Raw genomic sequence first — 19332 nt, 5'->3', positions numbered from 1 at the left:
GATTCAAGGCTTGGCCATGCTGTTGCTGCCACTGCTGCTGGCAGGGTGCGCGGCCCAGCGCGCCTACCAGGAAGGCAATGCGCTGGTGGCCCAGGACCAGGTGGGCGCCGGCCTCGCCAAATACCAGGAAGCGCTGGCGTCCGAGCCGGACAATCCGGTCTACCGGGCGGCCTTCCTGCGCGCGCGCGACAACGCCACCGCGCGCCTGGTGGACCAGGCCGAGCGCGCGCTGGCGTCCGGCCAGGCCGAGCTGGCGACCCAGGATTTCCGCCGCGTGCTGGCGATCGACCCCGTCAACGACCGCGCCCGCGCCGGCCTGCGCCAGGTCGATGCCGAGCGCCGCCACGCGCTGGCCATCGGAGAGGCTCGCGCCGCCTTCGACAAGGACGAACTGGAAACGGCGCGCCAGAAGCTGGCGGCGGTGCTCACCGAACGCCCCGCGCACGAGGCGGCGCGCCAGCTGATGCAGGAAGTCGAAGAGAAGGCGGCGGCCGCGCCGAAAGGCCAGGCGGCGCTGGCGGCCAGCTACCGTAAACCCATCAGCCTGGAATTTCGCGAGGCGCCACTGAAACAGGTATTCGAGGTGATCGCGCGCCACTCGGGCCTGAACTTCATCTTCGACAAGGACGTCAAGGCCGATGCCCGCACCTCGATCTTCCTCAAGAACAGCACGGTCGAGGCGGCGGTGTACTACCTGTTGATGACCAACCAGCTCGAACGCCAGGTCATGGACGGCAACACGGTCCTGATCTATCCGAACGTGGCGGCCAAGGTGCGCGAATACCAGGAGATGACGGTCAAGACCTTCTTCCTGGCCAATGCCGAAGCCAAGAGCATCGCCAACACGTTTAAAACCATCCTCAAGGCGCGCGACGTGGTGGTGGACGAGAAGCTGAACCTGGTGATCCTGCGCGACAATCCGGAAGCGATCCGCATCGCCACCCAGCTGGTGGCCCTGCAGGACGTGCCCGAGCCCGAGGTCATGCTCGACGTCGAGGTGCTTGAGATCCGGCGCAGCAGCGTGATGGACCTGGGCATCGCCTGGCCGACCAACCTGTCGTTCGCGCCGCTGCAGACCCTGGACGGCTTCCCGCTGACGATCGACGACCTGCGCACTTTCAACAGCAGTAATATCGCGGTGAGCGACATCAGCGCCACGATCAACGCCAACAAGACCGACGGCGACACCAATACCCTGGCCAACCCGCGCATCCGCGTGCGCAACAAGGAGAAGGCGAAGGTCGTCATCGGCGACAAGATCCCGAACATCTCGGCCACCGTATCCTCGGGCATCGGCGGCTTCGCTTCCGAGAACATCAACTATATCGACGTCGGCCTGACCCTGAACGTGGAGCCGACCATCTACCTGAACAACGAGGTGGCGATCCGCATCGGGCTCGAGGTCAGCAGCCTGGGCGAATCGGTGCGCACCACCAGCGGCACCGTGGCCTACCGCATCGGCACCCGTTCGGCCACCACCCTGCTGCAACTGAAGGATGGCGAGAACCAGGTGCTGGCAGGCCTGATCAACCACGAAGACCGCAGCAGCGGCAGCAAGGTGCCGGGCATCGGCGACCTGCCGATCGTCGGCCGCCTGTTCGGCAGCCAGCGCGACCAGCGCGACCGCACCGAGATCGTGTTGTCGATCACGCCGCGCATCGTGCGCGCCATCCAGCGTCCGCCGGCATCGGCGTCGGAATTCGGCGCCGGTACCGAGGCCAGCTTCCGCCGCCGTCCCGACAACGGGGTGCGGGTACAGGTGACGGGATCGCCGATCCGCGCGCCAGCGCCGGCGCAGGCGGTCGAGACGACCCCGGTCGCGCCGCCGCCGGATGCCACCCCCAGTTTCTCGGTGCCGCCGTCGGCGCTGCCGGCCACGCCGCAACTGGGTTCGCCGCCATCGGCGCCGCCAGGCGCGCCGGCGCCACAGCCCGAACCGGCACCGGCGCCCGAACCCGAAGTCGTCCCGGCCGCCTATCCGCCGGGCGTCAATCCGCCGATCCCGCAGCGATGAACTTCCAGGCCCAGCGCGCGCGTACCGGCTTCACGCTGATCGAGTTGCTGGTCACGCTGGCCATCCTCGCGCTGCTGGGAACCCTGGTGCTGCCGGTGGCCGAGGTCACGGTGCAGCGCCGCGACGAGCAGGAGCTGCGGCGCGCGCTGCGCGAGATCCGCGCCGGCCTGGACGCCTTCAAGAAGGCTGGCGACGAGGGCCGCGTCAGCAAGGCCGCCGACGCCAACGGCTACCCGGAGCGGCTGGAGTTGCTGGTCGAGGGTGTACCCGACCTGCGCAGTCCCAAACAAGCCAAGATTTATTTCTTGCGGCGCCTGCCGCGCGACCCCTTCAATCCCGATCCCGAATTGTCGGACGCTGCCACCTGGGGCAAGCGCAGCTACGCCAGCGAAGCCGACGAGCCGAAGGAGGGCGACGACGTGTATGACGTGTACTCGACCTCGCAGCGGATCGGCCTGAACGGCATCCCCTACAACAAATGGTGAGCCCGATGAGAACACGACGCGGCTTCACGCTGATCGAACTGCTGGTGGTACTGGGCATCGTGGCCCTGCTGCTCACGCTGGCCGTGCCGCGCTTCTTCCCCAGCATCGACAGCGCGAAAGAGACCATCCTGGCCGACAATCTGCGCAACACGCGCGCCGTGGTCGACCAGTACCGCTCCGACACGGGGCGCTATCCGGAATCGCTCGAACAGCTGGTCGAGCAAAAATACCTGCGCGAGATTCCACTCGACCCGGTCACCGAAAGCCGCGAGACCTGGGTGCTGGAGGCGCCGCAGGACGGCGAGCAGGGGGGCTTTTCCAACCTGCGCAGCGGCGCGCCCGGCAACGACCGGCGCGGGCGTCCCTACCTGGAGTGGTGATGCGTGCGCGGCGCCAGGCCGGTTTTACCTATCTCGGCCTGATCATCTTCGTGGCCATCATCGGCCTGGTGGGCGCGGCCACGCTCAAGATCGGATCGCTCCTGCAGCGCGCCGCGGCCGAGGAAGAATTGCTGGAAATCGGCGCCGCCTTCAGCGCGGCGCTGGACAGCTATGCCGCGGCCACGCCGCGCGGCGCCTCGCCATATCCGCCGTCGCTGGCCGAACTGCTGAAGGACCCGCGTTCGCCCGCCGTGCGGCGCCACCTGCGCAAGGTCTACGTCGATCCGCTGACCGCCAAGGCCGAGTGGGGCATCGTCTACCTGGGCGACGGCGAGACCGGCGTGGTGGCCATCCACAGCCTGTCGACCGCAAAGCCGCTGAAGATCGCGAACTTCGACAGCCGCTTCAAGGGCCTCGACAACAAGGAGATGATCTCGGAATGGCGCTTCAGCGCGGGCGAGCGCAGCCTGGCGCCTGCCGTCACCAGCACACAGTCCGGCGGCCCCGGCGCGCCGCCCGTCCCGCAACCGGCGCCGGTCGTGGTGCCTCCTCCGCCCGAGCCAGACCCCGGGCCAGAACCCGAGCCCGAGCCAGAACCCGAGCCAGTGCAGGAGACCGCGCCGCCCGCCTAGGCGACGTCAGATGAGTTCGAGCTCGATGCCGCGCAGGACCGCGCGCACGCGGTCGCGTACGCCCAGCTTGGACAGGATGCTCGAGACGTGGTTCTTGACCGTACCCTCGCTCACGCCCAAGGCTGCGCCGATCTCGGCGTTACTGAGCCCGCCGGCCATCAGGGCAAGGATCTCGATCTCGCGGCGCGTCAGGCCGGCCGCACCGGCGGGCGCCGGCGCCGCCAGGGCGGGCTGGTAGGATGCGCGTACCCGCTCGGTCAGGCCGGGCCGGAACAGGGTGGCCCCGCCGGCCACGGCGCGCACGCCCTCGGCCAGCCGTTCCAGCGAAATGTCCTTCAGCAGGAAGCCGCGCGCGCCGGCGCGCATCGCTTCCAGCAGCGCCTCGTCGTCGTCGAAGGTCGTCAGCATGATCGTCGGCGGAAGCTGCGCGGGCGGACGGCGCAGCAATTCGAGCCCGTCGCAGCCGGGCATGCGCACGTCGAGCAGCAGCAGGTCGAGGCTGTGCGTGGCCAGCATCGCGCGCGCCGCTTCGGCGTCCGCTGCTTCCGCGACCACGCGGATGTCGGCGGTCAGGTCCAGCAAGCCGCGGATGCCGCTGCGCACCAGGGTCTGGTCGTCGACCAGGCCGACGCGGATCATGGGTTGCTCCAGGCCTGCGGCACGCGCATCTCGAGCGCGAACCCGCTGCCGTTCCCAGGCCCGCAGGTCAGCGTGCCGCCCAGTTCGGCCAGGCGCTCGCGCATGCCGCGCAGGCCGTTGCCTTCGGCGGCGCCGGGCCTGCCGCAGCCGTCGTCGGATACGCGGACAACCGTCATGCCGTCGTGGATACCGATGACGATGTCCAGTCGCCTTGCCTGCGCGTGGCGCAGCGTGTTCGTGATGGCTTCCTGGATGCAGCGGAACAGCGCGTGCGCCGCCGGTGTCGGCTGGCACGCGGCCCCGGCGTCGATGCGCAGGTCGACGGTCAGGGCGGGAAGCCCCGCGCACAGCATCCGCAGGGCGTGCCCGAGGTCGATCGGACGGTCGTCGCGCGTGCTGGTGACCACGCTGCGCACCTGGGCCAGCAGGTCCTGGCTGACAGTGCGCGCCGTCGGCAGGGCGGGTGGCACGGCGTCGCCGGCCTGGCGCAGCGCCAGGTCGAGATGCAGGTTCAGCGCCGTCAGGTGGTGGCCGATCGTGTCGTGCAGATCGCGTGCGATGCGCAGCCGCTCGCCGCTGCGCACGGTGTCGGCCAGCAGCGACTGGGTGGCCAGTACCTGGGCATGGGCGGCGGCCAGCGCCTGGCGCGTGCGGCGCTCGTACAGGACCAGGCGGCCGACGGCGGCGAAGCCGGCCACGACGACGGCGCGTTCGGCGCACAGGTAAGCCAGCAGCGGCCATTGCGGCGGCTGCGCCTGGCGCTGCGCGAAGTCGAGCACCAGCAGGAAATCGATGCCGGCCCCCAGCAGATACTGGATGGCCAGCCACGCCAGCGCCGTGCGCAGCGGCAGCAGCATGCCGATCTGCACGGCCACGAGCAGGTGGAAGGGCGTGGAATCGAGCGCCAGTGCGCACGCCATCTGCAGCGCCAGCAGCGCCGCGCGCCGCCGGGGCAAGCGGGTCGCACAGGCGGCGGCCGCCGCCGCCACCGCAATGAGGGCGACGGCGGTCTTCGCGATCGCATAGGACTGGAAAACCGCCGGCCGCTGCACGCTGCCAGTCCAGGCCTGCCAGTCCTGCATCCCGACGCTAGCTGCCAGCGCGGCCAGGCCGATCGGGTTATGCAGCGACACCCGGTCCACGCCGGCGCTCAGGACAGCGCCGATGTCGAGACCCGCGAACAGCAGTGCAGCGGCGAACGCGAACGTCCAGGGAGGGATGTGCGGCATGCGGTTGGCGGTGGGCGCGGGCGTCATGGTGTGCAGTGGGCGAGGGGAGCCGCATTTTCGCAGATGCATTGTGGAAAGTCTGCTCGTTCTTGCCGATCGCGTCAGAAGCCGAACTGGACGCCGACCTGCGCGCGGTTCTGGACGAAGCGGCGGTTCCCTTCGCGCACGCGGCCGTAGTGTTCCAGTTCGACCGTCAGCGCCACCTGCTCGGACACGCGCCAGGCGACGCCAGCCCCCAGCATCGGCTTGACGCCGGTCACGCGAAAGTCCTGGGCGCCGAGGCCGGACAGTTCGAAGCGGTTGCGCGCTACGCCGAGCCTGGCGAACAGGTCGACCGATGCGCCGACGGCGACCGTGCCGCGCAGCGCCGCATAGAAGGCGCTCATGTCGGCGCGCGGATCGGTGGCGGCGCCCAGGCGCGCGCCGTCGAAGCGGAGCTTGCCCGTCGTGCCCGCATAACCAGCCTCGATGGCGAAGTGCCGGTTCAGGGCGTAGCCGACATAGCCCTTGAACGCGACGACGTTGTTGTCCTGCCTGACCCGCTGGCCGTCGCCGTTCTTGATGCTGCCCTTCGAGGGCCCGAGGGCGAGGCCGATGTAGCCGCGCTCCTGGGCTTGCGCGGCGCCGGCGCCGGCGAGGATGACGATGATGGCGGCGGCATGGACGATCTTTTGCATGGTTGTTTTTCCGTTTCTGGTTGAATCGCGGCGCCCCCAAGGCGCTGCGAGTGGAGCGATTATCGGAAGCCGGGCCATTACGCGCATGTGCCGAAAGTCAGGATGCCGCCCGCTGTCTTTACGGCGCCCATAGTGATTGCCCGGGGATGCAGGAACGTGTTAGTTTTGTCACCGACCGTCGGACCTACTCATCTACCACTCATGCCCGGATCTTTTCCAACCGCCGCCTGGTCTTGCTGGCGCACCTTGACCACTGCACTGCTGCTCGTATTGACGCCGATGCTGGCCATGGCGGCCGAGAGCAATGTGCAGCAAAGCCCGCGCGCCACGGTGTCGCTGGTGAGCGAATACGCCGCCGTGAGTCCCGGGCAGCAGTTGCGCATCGGCCTGCGCCAGCGCCTGGCGCCGCACTGGCATACCTACTGGAAGAATCCCGGTGACGCCGGCTCGCCGCCGAGCATCGCGTTCAAGGCGCCGGACGGCGCCACGGTCGGCGAGATCGCCTGGCCGGGTCCTGACCGCTTCATCATTGGCCCGGTCGCCAGCTATGGCTACGAGAACGAGATCGTGTTCCCGATGGCCCTGACGGTGCCGAAGGATGCGCGGCCCGGCAGCCAGTTGGTGCTCGAGGCCGATGCCGACTGGGTGGTGTGCGAGAAGGAGTGCATTCCCGAGGAAGGCAAGTTCCGCCTGGCCTTGCCGGTCGAGGCGGATGCGCGTCCCGCAAGTGCGGAGATCCTGTCCGCCTTCAAGAACGCCGACGCGCGCCAGCCGCAGCCATCTCCATGGCGCGCCTCGGTGAGCGCCGGCGAATCGACCTTGCAACTGGCGGTCGAGGGCGAAGGCATCGCGCCGGCCTCCGTGCAATCGGCCCTGTACTTCCCGGACAGCTGGGGCATCGTCGATCACGTGGCGGACCAGATACTGACAGTGGAAGCGGGCAGGCTGACGCTGGCGACGACCAAGGGCCAGGGCTACACCCCCGGACCATCCGCCGGACTGCTGGCGATCACGGACGGCGGCGGACAGAAACGCTGGTTCGCGCTCGAACTCACGCCCGCTGCCACCACTGCGGCCACCACCGGGGCGCCGGCCACGCTGCCCCTGTGGCAGATGGCCTTGTTCGCCTTCCTGGGCGGCCTGATCCTGAACCTGATGCCCTGCGTGTTCCCGGTGCTGGCAATCAAGGCCACGGCGGTGGCCGGCATGTCGGGCGGCGACCGGCGCGAGGTCCGCTTGTCCGGCCTGTTCTACACCCTCGGCGTGCTGGCCGCCTTCATGGCGCTGGCCCTGGCCCTGCTGGCCGTGCGCGCCGGCGGCAGCGCGGTCGGCTGGGGCTTTCAGTTCCAGTCGCCGCTGTTCGTGGCGGCGATGTCCTGGCTGATGCTGGCGATCGGCCTGAACCTGTCCGGCGTGTTCGAAGTAGGCGGCGCGCTGGCCGGCGCGGGCCAGGGCCTCGCCGAGCGCAAGGGCCATGCCGGTAGCTTCTTCACCGGCCTGCTGGCGGTGGTGGTGGCCACGCCGTGTACCGCGCCGTTCATGGGCGCCGCGATCGGTTCCGCGCTGGTGGCGCCTGCGTATGTCAGCCTGGTGGTGTTCGCGATGATGGGCCTTGGCCTGGCCCTGCCGTTCCTGTTGCTCGGCATCTTCCCGGCCGTCGCCCGGCGCCTCCCGCGGCCCGGCGCGTGGATGGTGACCTTGCGCCAGGCGATGGCCTTCCCGATGTATGCAACCGCCGCCTGGCTGCTGTGGGTGCTGGCCCAGCAGGCGGGCGAGGCCGGCCTACGCATGGCGCTCGCGGGGCTGGTGCTGGTGGGCCTGGTGGCCTGGCTGGTCGGTCTGGGCCAGTATGGGACCGGAAAGCGCTGGTGGCCGCGCGGCGCGGCGGTGGCCGGCGTGGCCGGGATTGCCGGCTTGATGGTCATGCTGCATGGCGCCGAGCCGCAGGCCGCCGCAGCCCCTGCGCAATCCACGCAGGCCGAGCCCTATAGCGCCGAGCGCTTGGCCGCCTTGCGCGCCGAAGGCAAGCCGGTGTTTGTCAACATGACGGCCGCCTGGTGCATCACCTGCCTGGTCAACGAGCGCACGACCTTGTCGACCGCCGCCGTGCAAGAGGCGATGCGCGAACACGATGTGGTCTACATGAAAGGCGACTGGACCAACCGAGATCCCGCCATCACGGCATTTTTACAATCGTTCCAGCGCGACGGCCTGCCGTTCTATGCCTTCTATCCGGTCGGTAAAGAAGCGGTGGTCTTGCCGCCGGTGCTGACCCAGGCCATCGTCACCGAATCATTCAAGCAGTAATCATTCACAAGGAGATTTCATATGAACGGTTCTTCTCGTCGCGCCATGCTGCGCACCACCGCATCGGCCGCCGCCCTCGTTGCAGCGGGCTTCCTGGCCGCCGCGCCGGCTTTTGCCGCGCCAGCCGTCGGCCAGCCGGCGCCCGCTTTCACGGCGGTCGACAGCAAGGGCAAGCAGCACAGCCTGGCCGACTACAAGGGCAAGGTCGTGGTGCTGGAATGGACCAACCACGATTGCCCTTACGTGAAGAAGCACTACCAGGCGAACATCCCCGCCTTGCAGAAGCAGGCGCAGGATGCGGGCGTGGTGTGGCTGAGCGTGATCTCGTCGGCGCCGGGCGAGGGTCATGTGGATGGCAAGAAGGCCGATGAACTGACGGCCAGCCGCAACGCGGCGCCAGGCGCCGTCCTGCTCGACCCGCAAGGCACCGTCGGCAAGGCCTATGACGCGCGCACCACGCCGCATATGTACGTGATCGACGCCAAGGGCGTGCTGCGCTACGCGGGCGGCATCGACAGCATCGCCTCGGCCAAGCTCGAAGACATCGAGAAGGCCAGCCCGCTGTTCAAGACCGCGATGGAAGCGGTGGTGAAGGGCCAGAACGTGGCCCAGGCCACGACCCGTCCTTACGGCTGCAACGTCAAGTACAAGTCTTGATCAATTTGCGCGGCGCCGGAAGTCGCGCGGCCTGAAGCCCAGTACCGCCAGCACGGCGAAATAGGCAAAGGCGCAAGCGGTGATGATGCCAAGCAGGGCGCCGATGCGCAGCGCCGGCGTGGCCTTCATCGCCGCCCAGTCGAACTGCGCCTGACCGAACCAGGCCAACGCACCCATCACGCCGACCGCGACGGCCAGCTTGATGAAGAATGCCAGCCAGCCCGGCTGCGGCGTGTAGATGCCGCGCCGGCGCAGGCCCACATACAGGCAGGTGGCGTTGATGCAGGCGCCCAGGCCGATCGACAGGGCCAGGCCCGCCACACCCAGGTCGAGCCAGAACACGAACAGCACGTTCATCAGCTGGGTGGCGAACAGCACCATGATCGCGATGCGCACCGGCGTCTTGACGTCCTGGCGCGCATAGAAGGCCGGCGCCAGGATTTTCACGAGGATGATGCCGAGCAGGCCCGCGCTATAGGCCATCAGGGGCATGGCCGAATTGGCCAGCGCCGCATCGTCGAATTTACCGTAGTGGAAGAGGGTGGCGATCATCGGCTCGGCCAGCGTCGCCATGCCCACTGCTGCCGGCAGCGCCAGCAGGAAGGTCAGGCGCAGGCCCCAGTTGAGCAGCGCCGCATACTCCTCGGTATTGCCTTCGCTATTGGCTTTCGACAGCGACGGCAGCAGGATGGTGCCCAGGGCTACGCCCAGCATCGCGGTCGGGAATTCCATCAAGCGGTCGGCATACTGCAGGGCCGAGACGGCGCCGGCCGCCAGGCTGGCGGCGATGCCGGTATTGATCAAGAGGCTGATCTGGGCCGCCGACACGGCGAACACGGCCGGGCCCATTTTTCTCAGCATGCGCCGCACGCCGGCGTCGCGCAGGCCGTGCAGCGGATTGATGGAGATGCGCGGCAGCATGCCGATCTTGACCAGGGAAGGGATCTGGATCGCCACCTGCAGCAGGCCGCCGACGCAGACCGCGATCGCCATCGCATAGATCGGCTGCTCCAGGTAGTTGACCAGCACCAGCGAGGCGAAGATGAAGGACAGGTTGAGCAATACCGGGGTAAAAGCGGGAATCTTGAACTGGCGCCAGGTATTGAGGATGCCGCCGGCCAGGGCCACGAAGGACATGCAGGCGATATACGGGAACATCATTTGCGTCATGACCACCGAGGCGTCGTAGGCGCCGGGCGTGTCGCGCAGGTCGCCGGCGAGCAGCGTGATCAGGAGCGGGGCGCCGACGATGCCGACGATGCTGGTCAGTACCGTGGCCCAGATCAGGGCGGTGGCGACGTGGTCGACCAGGGTCTTGGTGGCCGCCTCGCCGTGCTGGGTTTTATATTCCGACAAGATCGGCACGAAGGCCTGCGAGAACGCACCCTCGGCGAACAGCCGGCGCAGCAGGTTCGGCAGGCGGAAGGCGATGATGAAGGCATCGGTATAGGCCGAGGCGCCGAAGGCGCGCGCGAACAGGCTTTCGCGCAGCAGGCCGGTGACGCGCGACAGCATGGTCATGCTGGAAATGGCGGCGAGGGTTCTGAGCAGGTTCATGGCGCAAGATTATACTTGGGCAACTCGTTCGTACGGACACGAATGGCAGGTGCCGGATAATGCCCCGCAAGGCGCGGTAAACCGACAATCTTTGAATTATGAATTGCTCGGAATTGAAACCTTCGCTATAATCGTGGGCTGTACTGAATTCTGTTAGCAGACACTAATCGTTGGGCAGGCATCGCATCGCTAACCCCGGCGCCAGTTTGACCGTCGCTAATGTTTGCAAACGCAACTTGACCCCGATTTAGGAAATTCCATGGCAAATACCGCACAAGCGCGCAAACGCGCTCGTCAAGCAGTTAAGCAAAACGCACACAACTCGTCGCAGCGTTCGACCCTGCGCACCGCAATCAAGGCCGTTCGCAAAGCCATCCAGGCTGGCGACAAGGCAGCTGCGACCACCATCTTCCAGCAATCCGTGTCGAAGATCGACAGCATCGCTGACAAGAAGATCATCCACAAGAACAAGGCAGCGCGTCACAAGAGCCGCCTGGCTGCAGCCCTGAAAGCACTGTCGGCTTAATAGCCGTTTGCGACGCGGCCCTCAGGGCCGCGACGGCAAAGTTCTGTGCAGTTGGAAAGACCCGCCCGACTTCGGTCCCGGCGGGTTTTTTTGCTTGGCGCTTCACTTTCCTCACTGCGGCGCTTCAAACTTGTCGAACGCTTAAAAACTGGTAAGCCGACCAAAGCTCGGGCATAATATGGCGCGTCTTATGTCTTATAGAAGACTTCGGCGCTGACCGCGACGCCGCAGGGTGAGGTGATCACTCTTTTGCGATCTGCCATCCCGGAGTCGGGAGGGGTAGAATGTCCGGCATCAGCGCGGTGCGCCAAGGCGGAGCGCCATAGTCTTGCCTGTGGCCAATTGTCAGTTTTATACTCGCGACAGCGTTCGCGACTACCGAGGAAAATGTGCATGAGCAGTGATCAGACCATCATCTACACCCTGACCGACGAGGCGCCGCTGCTGGCGACCCACGCCTTCCTGCCTGTGGTCAGCACCTTCACCAAGCCGGCCGGCATCACGGTCGAGGCCAGCGACATCTCGGTCGCGGCCCGTATCCTGGCCGCCTTCCCGGAGAAGCTGACTCCGGAACAGCGCGTGCCCGACGCGCTGGCCGAACTGGGCAAGAAGACGCTCACGCCGGAAGCCAACATCATCAAGCTGCCGAACATCAGCGCCTCGGTCACCCAGCTGACCACCGCGATCAAGGAACTGCAGGACAAGGGCTACAACATCCCTGACTATCCGGCCGATCCGAAGACCGACGAAGAAAAAACCATCAAGGCCAAGTACGGCAAGTGCATCGGCTCGGCGGTGAACCCGGTCCTGCGCGAAGGTAACTCGGACCGCCGCGCACCGCGCGCCGTCAAGGAATACGCACGCAAGAACCCGCACTCGATGCAGCCATGGTCGCAGGCGTCGCGCACCCACGTGTCGCACATGACCCACGGCGACTTCTACCACGGCGAGAAGTCGATGACCCTCGACGCGGCGCGCGAAGTCAAGATGGAACTGGTCACCAAGAGCGGCCAGACCATCGTCCTGAAACCGAAGGTTGCCCTGCAGGCCGGCGAGATCATCGATTCGATGTTCATGAGCCGCAAGGCCCTGCTGGACTTCTACGAAGCCCAGATCGAAGACGCACACCAGACCGGCATGCTGTTCTCGCTGCACGTCAAGGCGACCATGATGAAGGTCTCGCACCCGATCGTGTTCGGCCACTGCGTGCGCATGTTCTACAAGGATGCTTTCGCCAAGCACGGCGCCCTGTTCGACAGCCTCGGCATCAACGTCAACAACGGCATGGCCGACCTGTACAACAAGATCGCCGACCTGCCGTCGTCGCAGCGCGAAGAAATCATCCGCGACCTGCACGCCTGCCAGGAACACCGTCCTGAACTGGCCATGGTCGACTCGGCCAAGGGCATCACCAACTTCCACTCGCCGAACGACGTGATCGTCGACGCATCGATGCCGGCGATGATCCGCGCCGGCGGCAAGATGTACGGCGCCGATGGCCGCCTGAAAGAAGTGAAAGCGGTTATCCCGGAAAGCACCTTCGCCCGCATCTACCAGGAGATCATCAACTTCTGCAAATGGCATGGCGCTTTCGATCCGAAGACCATGGGTACCGTGCCGAACGTCGGCCTGATGGCCCAGCAGGCCGAAGAATACGGCTCGCACGACAAGACCTTCGAGATCACCGAAGCCGGCGTGGCCAACATCACCGACCTCGCCACCGGCGAAGTGCTGATGTCGCAGAACGTCGAGCAGGGCGATATCTGGCGCATGTGCCAGGTCAAGGACGCGCCGATCCGCGACTGGGTCAAGCTGGCCGTGACCCGCGCCCGCAACTCGGGCATGCCGACCGTGTTCTGGCTCGACCCATACCGTCCGCACGAGAATGAGCTGATCAAGAAGGTCAAGGTCTACCTGAAGGATCACGACACCAGCGGCCTGGACATCCAGATCATGTCGCAGGTGCGCGCGATGCGCTACACGCTGGAGCGCGTCAAGCGCGGCCTGGACACCATCTCGGTGACCGGCAACATCCTGCGCGACTACCTGACCGACCTGTTCCCGATCATGGAACTGGGCACGTCCGCCAAGATGCTGTCGATCGTGCCGCTGATGGCCGGTGGCGGCATGTACGAAACCGGCGCCGGCGGTTCGGCACCGAAGCACGTGCAGCAGCTGGTCGAAGAAAATCACCTGCGCTGGGATTCGCTGGGCGAGTTCCTGGCCCTGGCCGTCTCGCTGGAAGACCTCGGCATCAAGACCGGCAATAACAAGGCCAAGGTGCTGGCCAAGACCCTGGATTCGGCCACCGGCAAGCTGCTGGACAACCGTAAGTCGCCATCGCCGAAGACCGGCGAACTCGACAACCGCGGCAGCCAGTTCTACCTGTCGATGTACTGGGCGCAAGAGCTGGCCGCGCAGACCGAGGATGCCGAACTGGCCGCCAAGTTCGCGCCGCTGGCCAAGCAGCTGGGCGAGAGCGAAGCCAAGATCGTCGCCGAACTGCTGGAAGTGCAGGGCAAGCCAGCCGACATCGGCGGCTACTACAAGCTGGACGAAGCCAAGGTGGGCGCCGTGATGCGTCCGAGCGCGACCTTCAACGCTGCGCTGCAATCGCTGGCGTAATCCGGAGCGTCAATAAAAAACCCGCCGTACCGTGAGGTCGGCGGGTTTTTTTTACATCCTTACCTCGGTATATTCCCCAGGCATCAATGGGTGCGTCGCCAGCGAAAACGGCCCGATACTGCTGCGCACCAGGCGTAGGGTAGGCAAGCCCACCGCCGCCGTCATCCGCCGCACCTGCCGGTTCTTGCCTTCTTCGAGCGTGATCGCGATCCACGCAGTGGGCTTGTCCTGGCGCGCGCGGATCGGCGGATTGCGCGGCCACAGCCATTCGGGCTCGGCGATGCGCGCCGCGCGGCAGGGCTTGGTGACGAAGTCGCCCAGGTCGAGCGGGGCCTGCAGCCGCGCCAGCGCGGCGGCGTCCGGCACGCCATCGACCTGCACCAGATAGGTCTTGGCTTCCTTGAGGTCGGGATGGGCGATCTTGTGCTGCAGCTTGCCGTCGTCGGTCAGCAGCATCAGGCCCTCGCTGTCGGCGTCCAGCCGGCCAGCGGGATAGATGCCTGGGATGTCGAGATAATCGGCCAGCGATTCGCGGCCCTCCTGCGGCGAGAATTGGCACAGGACCTGGAATGGCTTGTTAAAGAGAATCAGGGGCATGGGAAGCGTGTGAGCGGATGAGGATAGCTGAGGCATAATGCATGGCAAGCCGATGCATCGTGGCGGCATGCCGGGCGTCATTGTAAGCGAGTTCGCGCCGCAGGCCGCCGCCCTACCTGGAGGAATGGATGGTCCAGCATATCACCGTCCCGGCCGCTGGCCGGAAGATCACTGTCAACGCCGACTTCACCCTGAACGTCCCGGATAATCCGGTCATTCCCTATATCGAGGGAGACGGCACCGGCGTGGACATCACGCCGGTCATGATCAAGGTGGTCGACGCGGCGGTGGACAAGGCCTACGGTGGCGCGCGCAAGATCAGCTGGATGGAAATCTTCGCCGGAGAGAAGGCGACGCAGCGCTACGGCGCAGACACCTGGCTGCCGGACGAAACGCTCGCCGTGCTGAAGGACTACGTGGTATCGATCAAGGGCCCGCTGACGACGCCGGTGGGTGGCGGCATCCGCTCGCTCAACGTCGCGCTGCGCCAGGAACTCGACCTCTACGTGTGCCTGCGTCCGGTGCGTTACTTCGCCGGCGTGCCGTCGCCGCTCAAGCAGCCGGAAAAGACCGATATGGTCACCTTCCGTGAGAACTCCGAAGACATCTACGCCGGCATCGAATGGCAAGCCGGCTCCGACGGCGCGAAGAAGCTGATCGCCTTCCTCTCCCAAGAAATGGGCGTAAGCAAGATCCGCTTCCCGGATACCTCGGGGCTGGGCATCAAGCCGGTCTCGCGCGAAGGGACCGAGCGCCTGGTGCGCAAGGCGATACAGTACGCCATCGACAATGACAAGCCTTCGGTGACCCTGGTTCACAAGGGCAATATCATGAAGTACACCGAAGGCGCGTTCCGCGACTGGGGTTACGCGCTGGCGCAACAGGAATTCGGCGCCGAGCTGTTCGATGGCGGCCCGTGGTGCAGGATTAAAAATCCGAAGACGGGGCGCGACATCATGATCAAGGATTCGATCGCCGACGCCTTCCTGCAGCAGATCCTGCTGCGCCCGGCGGAATACAGCGTGATCGCCACGCTGAACCTGAATGGCGACTATATCTCGGACGCGCTGGCCGCCCAGGTCGGCGGCATCGGCATCGCGCCGGGAGCGAATATGTCCGATTCGGTGGCGATGTTCGAAGCCACCCACGGCACGGCGCCGAAATACGCGGGCAAGGATTATGTGAATCCGGGTTCGCTGATCCTGTCGGCCGAGATGATGTTGCGCCATATGGGCTGGAGCGAGGCGGCCGACCTGATTATTTCGGCGATGGGCCGGGCGATCGTCTCGAAGACCGTGACCTATGATTTTGCGCGCCTGATGGAAGGGGCGACCCAGGTGTCGTGTTCGGGATTCGGCGAGGCCATGATCGACAACATGTAGGCGTCATTTAAATCGCATAAGGAGGGACTGTGAGCGAAGAATCAATCACGCAAGCCAGATACGAGAAAATCGGACGTTTTATCTACGCTTTCCAGCGGCATGCCGATCCGGAGCGCTTGCGCGCGGCGGCCGCAACGGCTGAATTGGCTCCCGACCTGGCCGAACGTGCGGCGTCGCTGGTACGCCGTTATGACGAGGCGCTGGAGGCGCTCCAGCGCAACAGCCCGCAAGCCATGCCCGATTCGGTTGACGACGATCAGTTGAATGCGATTCTGGCCGACGCGGAGGCTTTCGTCCGGGAGAGTGGCTGGACCCAGGAAGATGGACCAGGCCAATAGTCGAAAAAAAACCCCGCATGCGCGGGGTTCTTTGCTTCCGGGAGGGGAGAGATTACAGACCCTGGATGTTGGAAGCTTGCTTGCCTTTAGGGCCTTGCGTGACTTCGAATTGGACTTTTTGACCTTCTTTGAGGGTCTTAAAACCGTTCATGTTGATCGCGGAGAAGTGAGCAAACAGATCCTCGCCGCCGTCATCAGGAGTGATGAAGCCAAAACCTTTGGAATCATTGAACCACTTAACAGTACCAGTTGCCATAAAAGAACTTTCAAATTTAACAAATCACACGAGCCATAAAAGCAAGAAGCTTCTTGCCCCCTCCTCAGCCTTGCTCACTTCTTATCAACAAGTACATAAGTACAATGTCAATAACTGCATTGTTGGTGGAATAATCACTGAAGTCAAGCGCTTTTACATGCCTATTGCCAAATATTTCAGGCCTAAGTCATCTACGCTCTTGATTTCCTCAATCGGAACGCCATCTGCGCAAATATCCGAAAACGCGTAAGATGGAAGCACCAGAAAACGAGCTGATGTTTACGCTTGGCACCAACCTCGGAAGTATTAGAATAACCCCATGGCAACGAAGCACGATACTGAACAGCTGCTTGAGCGGCAGACCGTCAAACCGCCTCCGCTGTACCAGGTGGCGCTACTGAACGATGACTACACGCCGATGGAGTTCGTGGTCGCCGTGATCCAGGAGTACTTCAACAAGGATCGCGAAACCGCAACCCAGATCATGCTCTCTGTTCACCGTCATGGTAAGGGTGTGTGTGGGGTGTTTTCCAAAGATATAGCGTGTACCAAAGTGGAGTTTGTCTTAACGCATGCGCGCAAGGCCGGGCACCCCCTGCAGTGCGTGATGGAGGAAGTATGATTGCGCAGGAACTTGAAGTATCCCTACACATGGCCTTTGTCGAGGCTCGCCAGGCACGCCACGAGTTCATCACCGTGGAGCACCTGCTGCTCGCGCTACTCGATAATCCATCGGCCGCCGAAGTCCTGCGTGCGTGCGCGGTCAATATCGAAGACCTGCGCAAGACCTTGACTAATTTTATCGGTGATAACACCCCGACCGTGCCTGGCACGGGCGAGGTCGACACCCAGCCGACGCTCGGTTTCCAGCGCGTGATCCAGCGCGCGATCATGCACGTGCAGTCAGCTTCGAACGGCAAGAAAGAAGTGACCGGCGCGAATGTGCTGGTCGCGATCTTCGGCGAGAAGGATTCGCACGCCGTCTACTACCTGCACCAGCAGGGCGTGACCCGTCTCGACGTGGTCAACTTCATCTCGCACGGCGTGCGCAAGGACCAGCAGATGGACACCCAGAAGGCGTCCGAAGGCGTGGAAGAAGCGCAGGTCGAAGGCCAGGCGAAGGAATCGCCGCTGGACCAGTTCACCCAGAACCTGAACAAGGCGGCCGCCGACGGCAAGATCGATCCACTGATCGGGCGCGAGGAAGAAGTCGACCGCGTGATCCAGATCCTGTGCCGTCGCCGCAAGAACAACCCGCTGCTGGTGGGCGAGGCTGGCGTGGGCAAGACCGCGATCGCCGAAGGCCTGGCATGGCGCATCGTGCAAGAGGACGTGCCCGAGATCCTGCAGAACGCCGTCGTGTTCTCGCTCGACATGGGCGCGCTGCTGGCCGGCACCAAGTACCGCGGCGATTTCGAGCAGCGCCTGAAGGCCGTGCTCAAGCAGATCAAGGATACCCCGAACGGCATCCTGTTCATCGACGAGATCCATACGATCATCGGCGCCGGCTCGGCCTCGGGCGGCACGCTCGACGCGTCGAACCTGCTCAAGCCAGCACTGGCCAATGGCCAACTGAAGTGCATCGGCGCGACCACGTTCACCGAATTCCGCGGTGTGTTCGAGAAAGACCATGCACTGTCGCGCCGCTTCCAGAAAGTCGACGTCAACGAACCGACCGTCGAGCAGACCGTGGCGATCCTGCGCGGCCTCAAGTCGCGCTTCGAAGAGCACCATGGCGTGAAATATTCGGCGTCGGCGCTGTCGACCGCGGCCGAGCTGGCGGCGCGCTTCATCAACGACCGTCACCTGCCAGATAAAGCGATCGACGTGATCGACGAGGCCGGCGCGGCCCAGCGCATCCTGCCGAAGTCGAAGCAGAAGAAAACCATCGGCAAGACCGAGATCGAGGACATCATCGCGAAGATCGCGCGGATTCCCCCGCAAACGGTCAACCAGGACGACCGCAGCAAGCTGCAGACGATCGACCGCGACCTGCGCAACGTCGTGTTCGGGCAAGATCCTGCGATCGAGGCGCTGTCGGCCGCGATCAAGATGGCGCGCGCGGGCCTGGGCAAGACCGACAAGCCGATCGGCTCCTTCCTGTTCTCCGGTCCGACCGGCGTCGGCAAGACCGAAGTGGCCAAGCAGCTGGCCTTCATCCTGGGCATCGAGCTGGTGCGCTTCGACATGTCCGAGTACATGGAGCGTCACGCCGTGTCGCGCCTGATCGGCGCGCCGCCGGGCTACGTCGGCTTCGACCAGGGCGGCCTGCTGACCGAGGCCATCACCAAGAAGCCGCACACCGTGCTGCTGCTGGACGAGATCGAGAAGGCGCATCCGGACATCTTCAACATCCTGTTGCAGGTGATGGACCATGGCACCCTGACCGACAACAATGGCCGCAAGGCGGACTTCCGCAACGTGATCATCGTGATGACCACCAATGCGGGCGCCGAGAGCCTGACCAAGCGTTCGCTGGGCTTCCTCGATTCGAAGGCGGCCGGCGACGAGATGGCCGACATCAAGCGCATGTTCACGCCGGAGTTCCGCAACCGCCTGGACGCGATCATCAGCTTCCGTGCGCTGGACGAGGACATCATCCTGCGCGTGGTCGACAAGTTCCTGATGCAGCTCGAAGAACAGCTGCATGAGAAAAAGGTCGAAGCGATCTTCACCGAGAAGCTGCGCAAGTTCCTCGGCACCAAGGGCTTCGATCCGGCGATGGGCGCGCGTCCGATGTCGCGCCTGATCCAGGACATGATCCGCAAGGCGCTGGCCGACGAGCTGCTGTTCGGTCGCCTGACCAGCGGCGGCCGCGTGACGGTCGACCTGAACGAGAAGGACGACGTGGTCCTCGAGTTCCCGGAAGGCGACGCACTGCCGCCACCGGCGCCGGCGGAGACGGTCGAGATCGAGTAATCGCGATCGGTTGAATCACATCAGGCGGCATCCTGCCGCCTCGCCAAGAACCCGCGCACAAATGTGTTGCGGGTTTTTTTATGCGTCGCTACATGACATCACGATTTGTCGG

General features: G+C 65.0%; 18 protein-coding genes. 12 read left to right on the top strand and 6 right to left on the bottom strand.

Annotated features, from left to right (window positions below; all coding sequences use genetic code 11):
* The first annotated feature begins 16 nt into the window (after window positions 1–16).
* Genes FVD38_RS10280 through FVD38_RS10265 form a run of 4 tightly spaced genes read left to right on the top strand, consistent with a single transcriptional unit; the run spans window position 17 to window position 3511 of the window.
* The gene (locus tag FVD38_RS10280) at window positions 17–2014 is read left to right on the top strand and encodes a secretin GspD/PilQ domain-containing protein (RefSeq protein WP_229493564.1); all 1998 of its coding nucleotides are present in this window, start codon (window positions 17–19) and stop codon (window positions 2012–2014) included.
* On the top strand, window positions 2011–2499 hold the full coding sequence (locus tag FVD38_RS10275; protein ID WP_147934727.1) for a type II secretion system protein: 489 nt from the start codon (window positions 2011–2013) through the stop codon (window positions 2497–2499). The genes FVD38_RS10280 and FVD38_RS10275 overlap by 4 nt, the downstream gene beginning before the upstream one ends.
* 5 nt (window positions 2500–2504) lie before the next feature.
* Window positions 2505–2879, top strand: coding sequence for a type II secretion system protein (locus FVD38_RS10270; RefSeq protein ID WP_370660634.1), 375 nt, complete (start codon window positions 2505–2507; stop codon window positions 2877–2879).
* Window positions 2879–3511: a type II secretion system protein gene (locus FVD38_RS10265; RefSeq protein WP_147934725.1), complete on the top strand. Its 633-nt coding sequence runs from the start codon at window positions 2879–2881 to the stop codon at window positions 3509–3511. Before FVD38_RS10270 ends, FVD38_RS10265 begins: the two co-directional genes overlap by 1 nt.
* Before the next feature lie 6 nt (window positions 3512–3517).
* Here FVD38_RS10265 and FVD38_RS10260 read toward each other — a convergent pair whose 3' ends face one another.
* From FVD38_RS10260 to FVD38_RS10250, 3 genes are all read right to left on the bottom strand, one after another.
* Window positions 3518–4150 carry a response regulator gene (locus FVD38_RS10260; protein ID WP_147934724.1) on the bottom strand — a complete coding sequence of 211 codons (633 nt, stop codon included), beginning with the start codon at window positions 4148–4150 and terminating at the stop codon, window positions 3518–3520.
* Window positions 4147–5406, bottom strand: coding sequence for a sensor histidine kinase (locus tag FVD38_RS10255; RefSeq protein ID WP_187271537.1), 1260 nt, complete (start codon window positions 5404–5406; stop codon window positions 4147–4149). Before FVD38_RS10255 ends, FVD38_RS10260 begins: the two co-directional genes overlap by 4 nt.
* A 74-nt stretch (window positions 5407–5480) precedes the next feature.
* Window positions 5481–6056 carry an outer membrane beta-barrel protein gene (locus FVD38_RS10250; RefSeq protein WP_187271536.1) on the bottom strand — a complete coding sequence of 192 codons (576 nt, stop codon included), beginning with the start codon at window positions 6054–6056 and terminating at the stop codon, window positions 5481–5483.
* A 246-nt stretch (window positions 6057–6302) separates the two neighbouring features.
* On the opposite strand from FVD38_RS10250, the gene FVD38_RS10245 reads away from it, so the two are divergent.
* Together FVD38_RS10245 and FVD38_RS10240 are read left to right on the top strand one after the other, a co-directional pair.
* Window positions 6303–8363, top strand: coding sequence for a protein-disulfide reductase DsbD family protein (locus FVD38_RS10245; protein WP_229493562.1), 2061 nt, complete (start codon window positions 6303–6305; stop codon window positions 8361–8363).
* 21 nt (window positions 8364–8384) lie between these two features.
* A complete protein-coding gene (locus tag FVD38_RS10240; RefSeq protein ID WP_222706913.1) occupies window positions 8385–9020 on the top strand; it encodes a redoxin domain-containing protein in 636 nt (211 codons plus the stop codon).
* Here FVD38_RS10240 and murJ read toward each other — a convergent pair whose 3' ends face one another.
* Entirely contained in the window at window positions 9021–10577 is a 1557-nt protein-coding gene (murJ, locus tag FVD38_RS10235) for a murein biosynthesis integral membrane protein MurJ (protein ID WP_147934720.1), read from the bottom strand.
* A 259-nt stretch (window positions 10578–10836) separates the two neighbouring features.
* Between murJ and rpsT the strand changes: the two genes are divergently transcribed.
* Window positions 10837–11103: a 30S ribosomal protein S20 gene (gene rpsT / locus FVD38_RS10230; RefSeq protein WP_005669248.1), complete on the top strand. Its 267-nt coding sequence runs from the start codon at window positions 10837–10839 to the stop codon at window positions 11101–11103.
* Window positions 11104–11496: 393 nt separating this feature from the next.
* On the top strand, window positions 11497–13728 hold the full coding sequence (locus FVD38_RS10225) for an NADP-dependent isocitrate dehydrogenase (protein ID WP_147934719.1): 2232 nt from the start codon (window positions 11497–11499) through the stop codon (window positions 13726–13728).
* 51 nt (window positions 13729–13779) lie between these two features.
* Here the strand turns inward: FVD38_RS10225 and FVD38_RS10220 are convergent, their stop codons facing one another.
* Window positions 13780–14325, bottom strand: coding sequence for a pseudouridine synthase (locus FVD38_RS10220; RefSeq protein ID WP_147934718.1), 546 nt, complete (start codon window positions 14323–14325; stop codon window positions 13780–13782).
* Window positions 14326–14453: 128 nt separating this feature from the next.
* Here FVD38_RS10220 and icd point away from each other — a divergent pair, with 128 nt between their 5' ends.
* Both icd and FVD38_RS10210 read left to right on the top strand, forming a co-directional pair.
* Window positions 14454–15707 carry an NADP-dependent isocitrate dehydrogenase gene (gene icd / locus FVD38_RS10215; protein WP_147934717.1) on the top strand — a complete coding sequence of 418 codons (1254 nt, stop codon included), beginning with the start codon at window positions 14454–14456 and terminating at the stop codon, window positions 15705–15707.
* Window positions 15708–15736: 29 nt separating this feature from the next.
* On the top strand, window positions 15737–16045 hold the full coding sequence (locus tag FVD38_RS10210) for a hypothetical protein (protein WP_147934716.1): 309 nt from the start codon (window positions 15737–15739) through the stop codon (window positions 16043–16045).
* A 52-nt stretch (window positions 16046–16097) separates the two neighbouring features.
* Here FVD38_RS10210 and cspE read toward each other — a convergent pair whose 3' ends face one another.
* Complete coding sequence (gene cspE / locus FVD38_RS10205; protein WP_005669258.1) at window positions 16098–16301, bottom strand: transcription antiterminator/RNA stability regulator CspE; 204 nt, start codon at window positions 16299–16301, stop codon at window positions 16098–16100.
* Window positions 16302–16620: 319 nt separating this feature from the next.
* Between cspE and clpS the strand changes: the two genes are divergently transcribed.
* Complete coding sequence (gene clpS, locus FVD38_RS10200) at window positions 16621–16923, top strand: ATP-dependent Clp protease adapter ClpS (protein WP_020653505.1); 303 nt, start codon at window positions 16621–16623, stop codon at window positions 16921–16923.
* Window positions 16920–19220, top strand: coding sequence for an ATP-dependent Clp protease ATP-binding subunit ClpA (gene clpA, locus FVD38_RS10195; RefSeq protein WP_123068716.1), 2301 nt, complete (start codon window positions 16920–16922; stop codon window positions 19218–19220). Before clpS ends, clpA begins: the two co-directional genes overlap by 4 nt.
* The last annotated feature ends 112 nt before the right edge of the window (window positions 19221–19332 follow it).

It is taken from the genome of Massilia arenae (assembly GCF_008014745.1).
Lineage (GTDB): Bacteria > Pseudomonadota > Gammaproteobacteria > Burkholderiales > Burkholderiaceae_D > Telluria > Telluria arenae.
The sequence above is the reverse complement of the archived record's forward strand: the minus strand, read 5'-3'. Positions and strand labels throughout refer to the sequence as shown.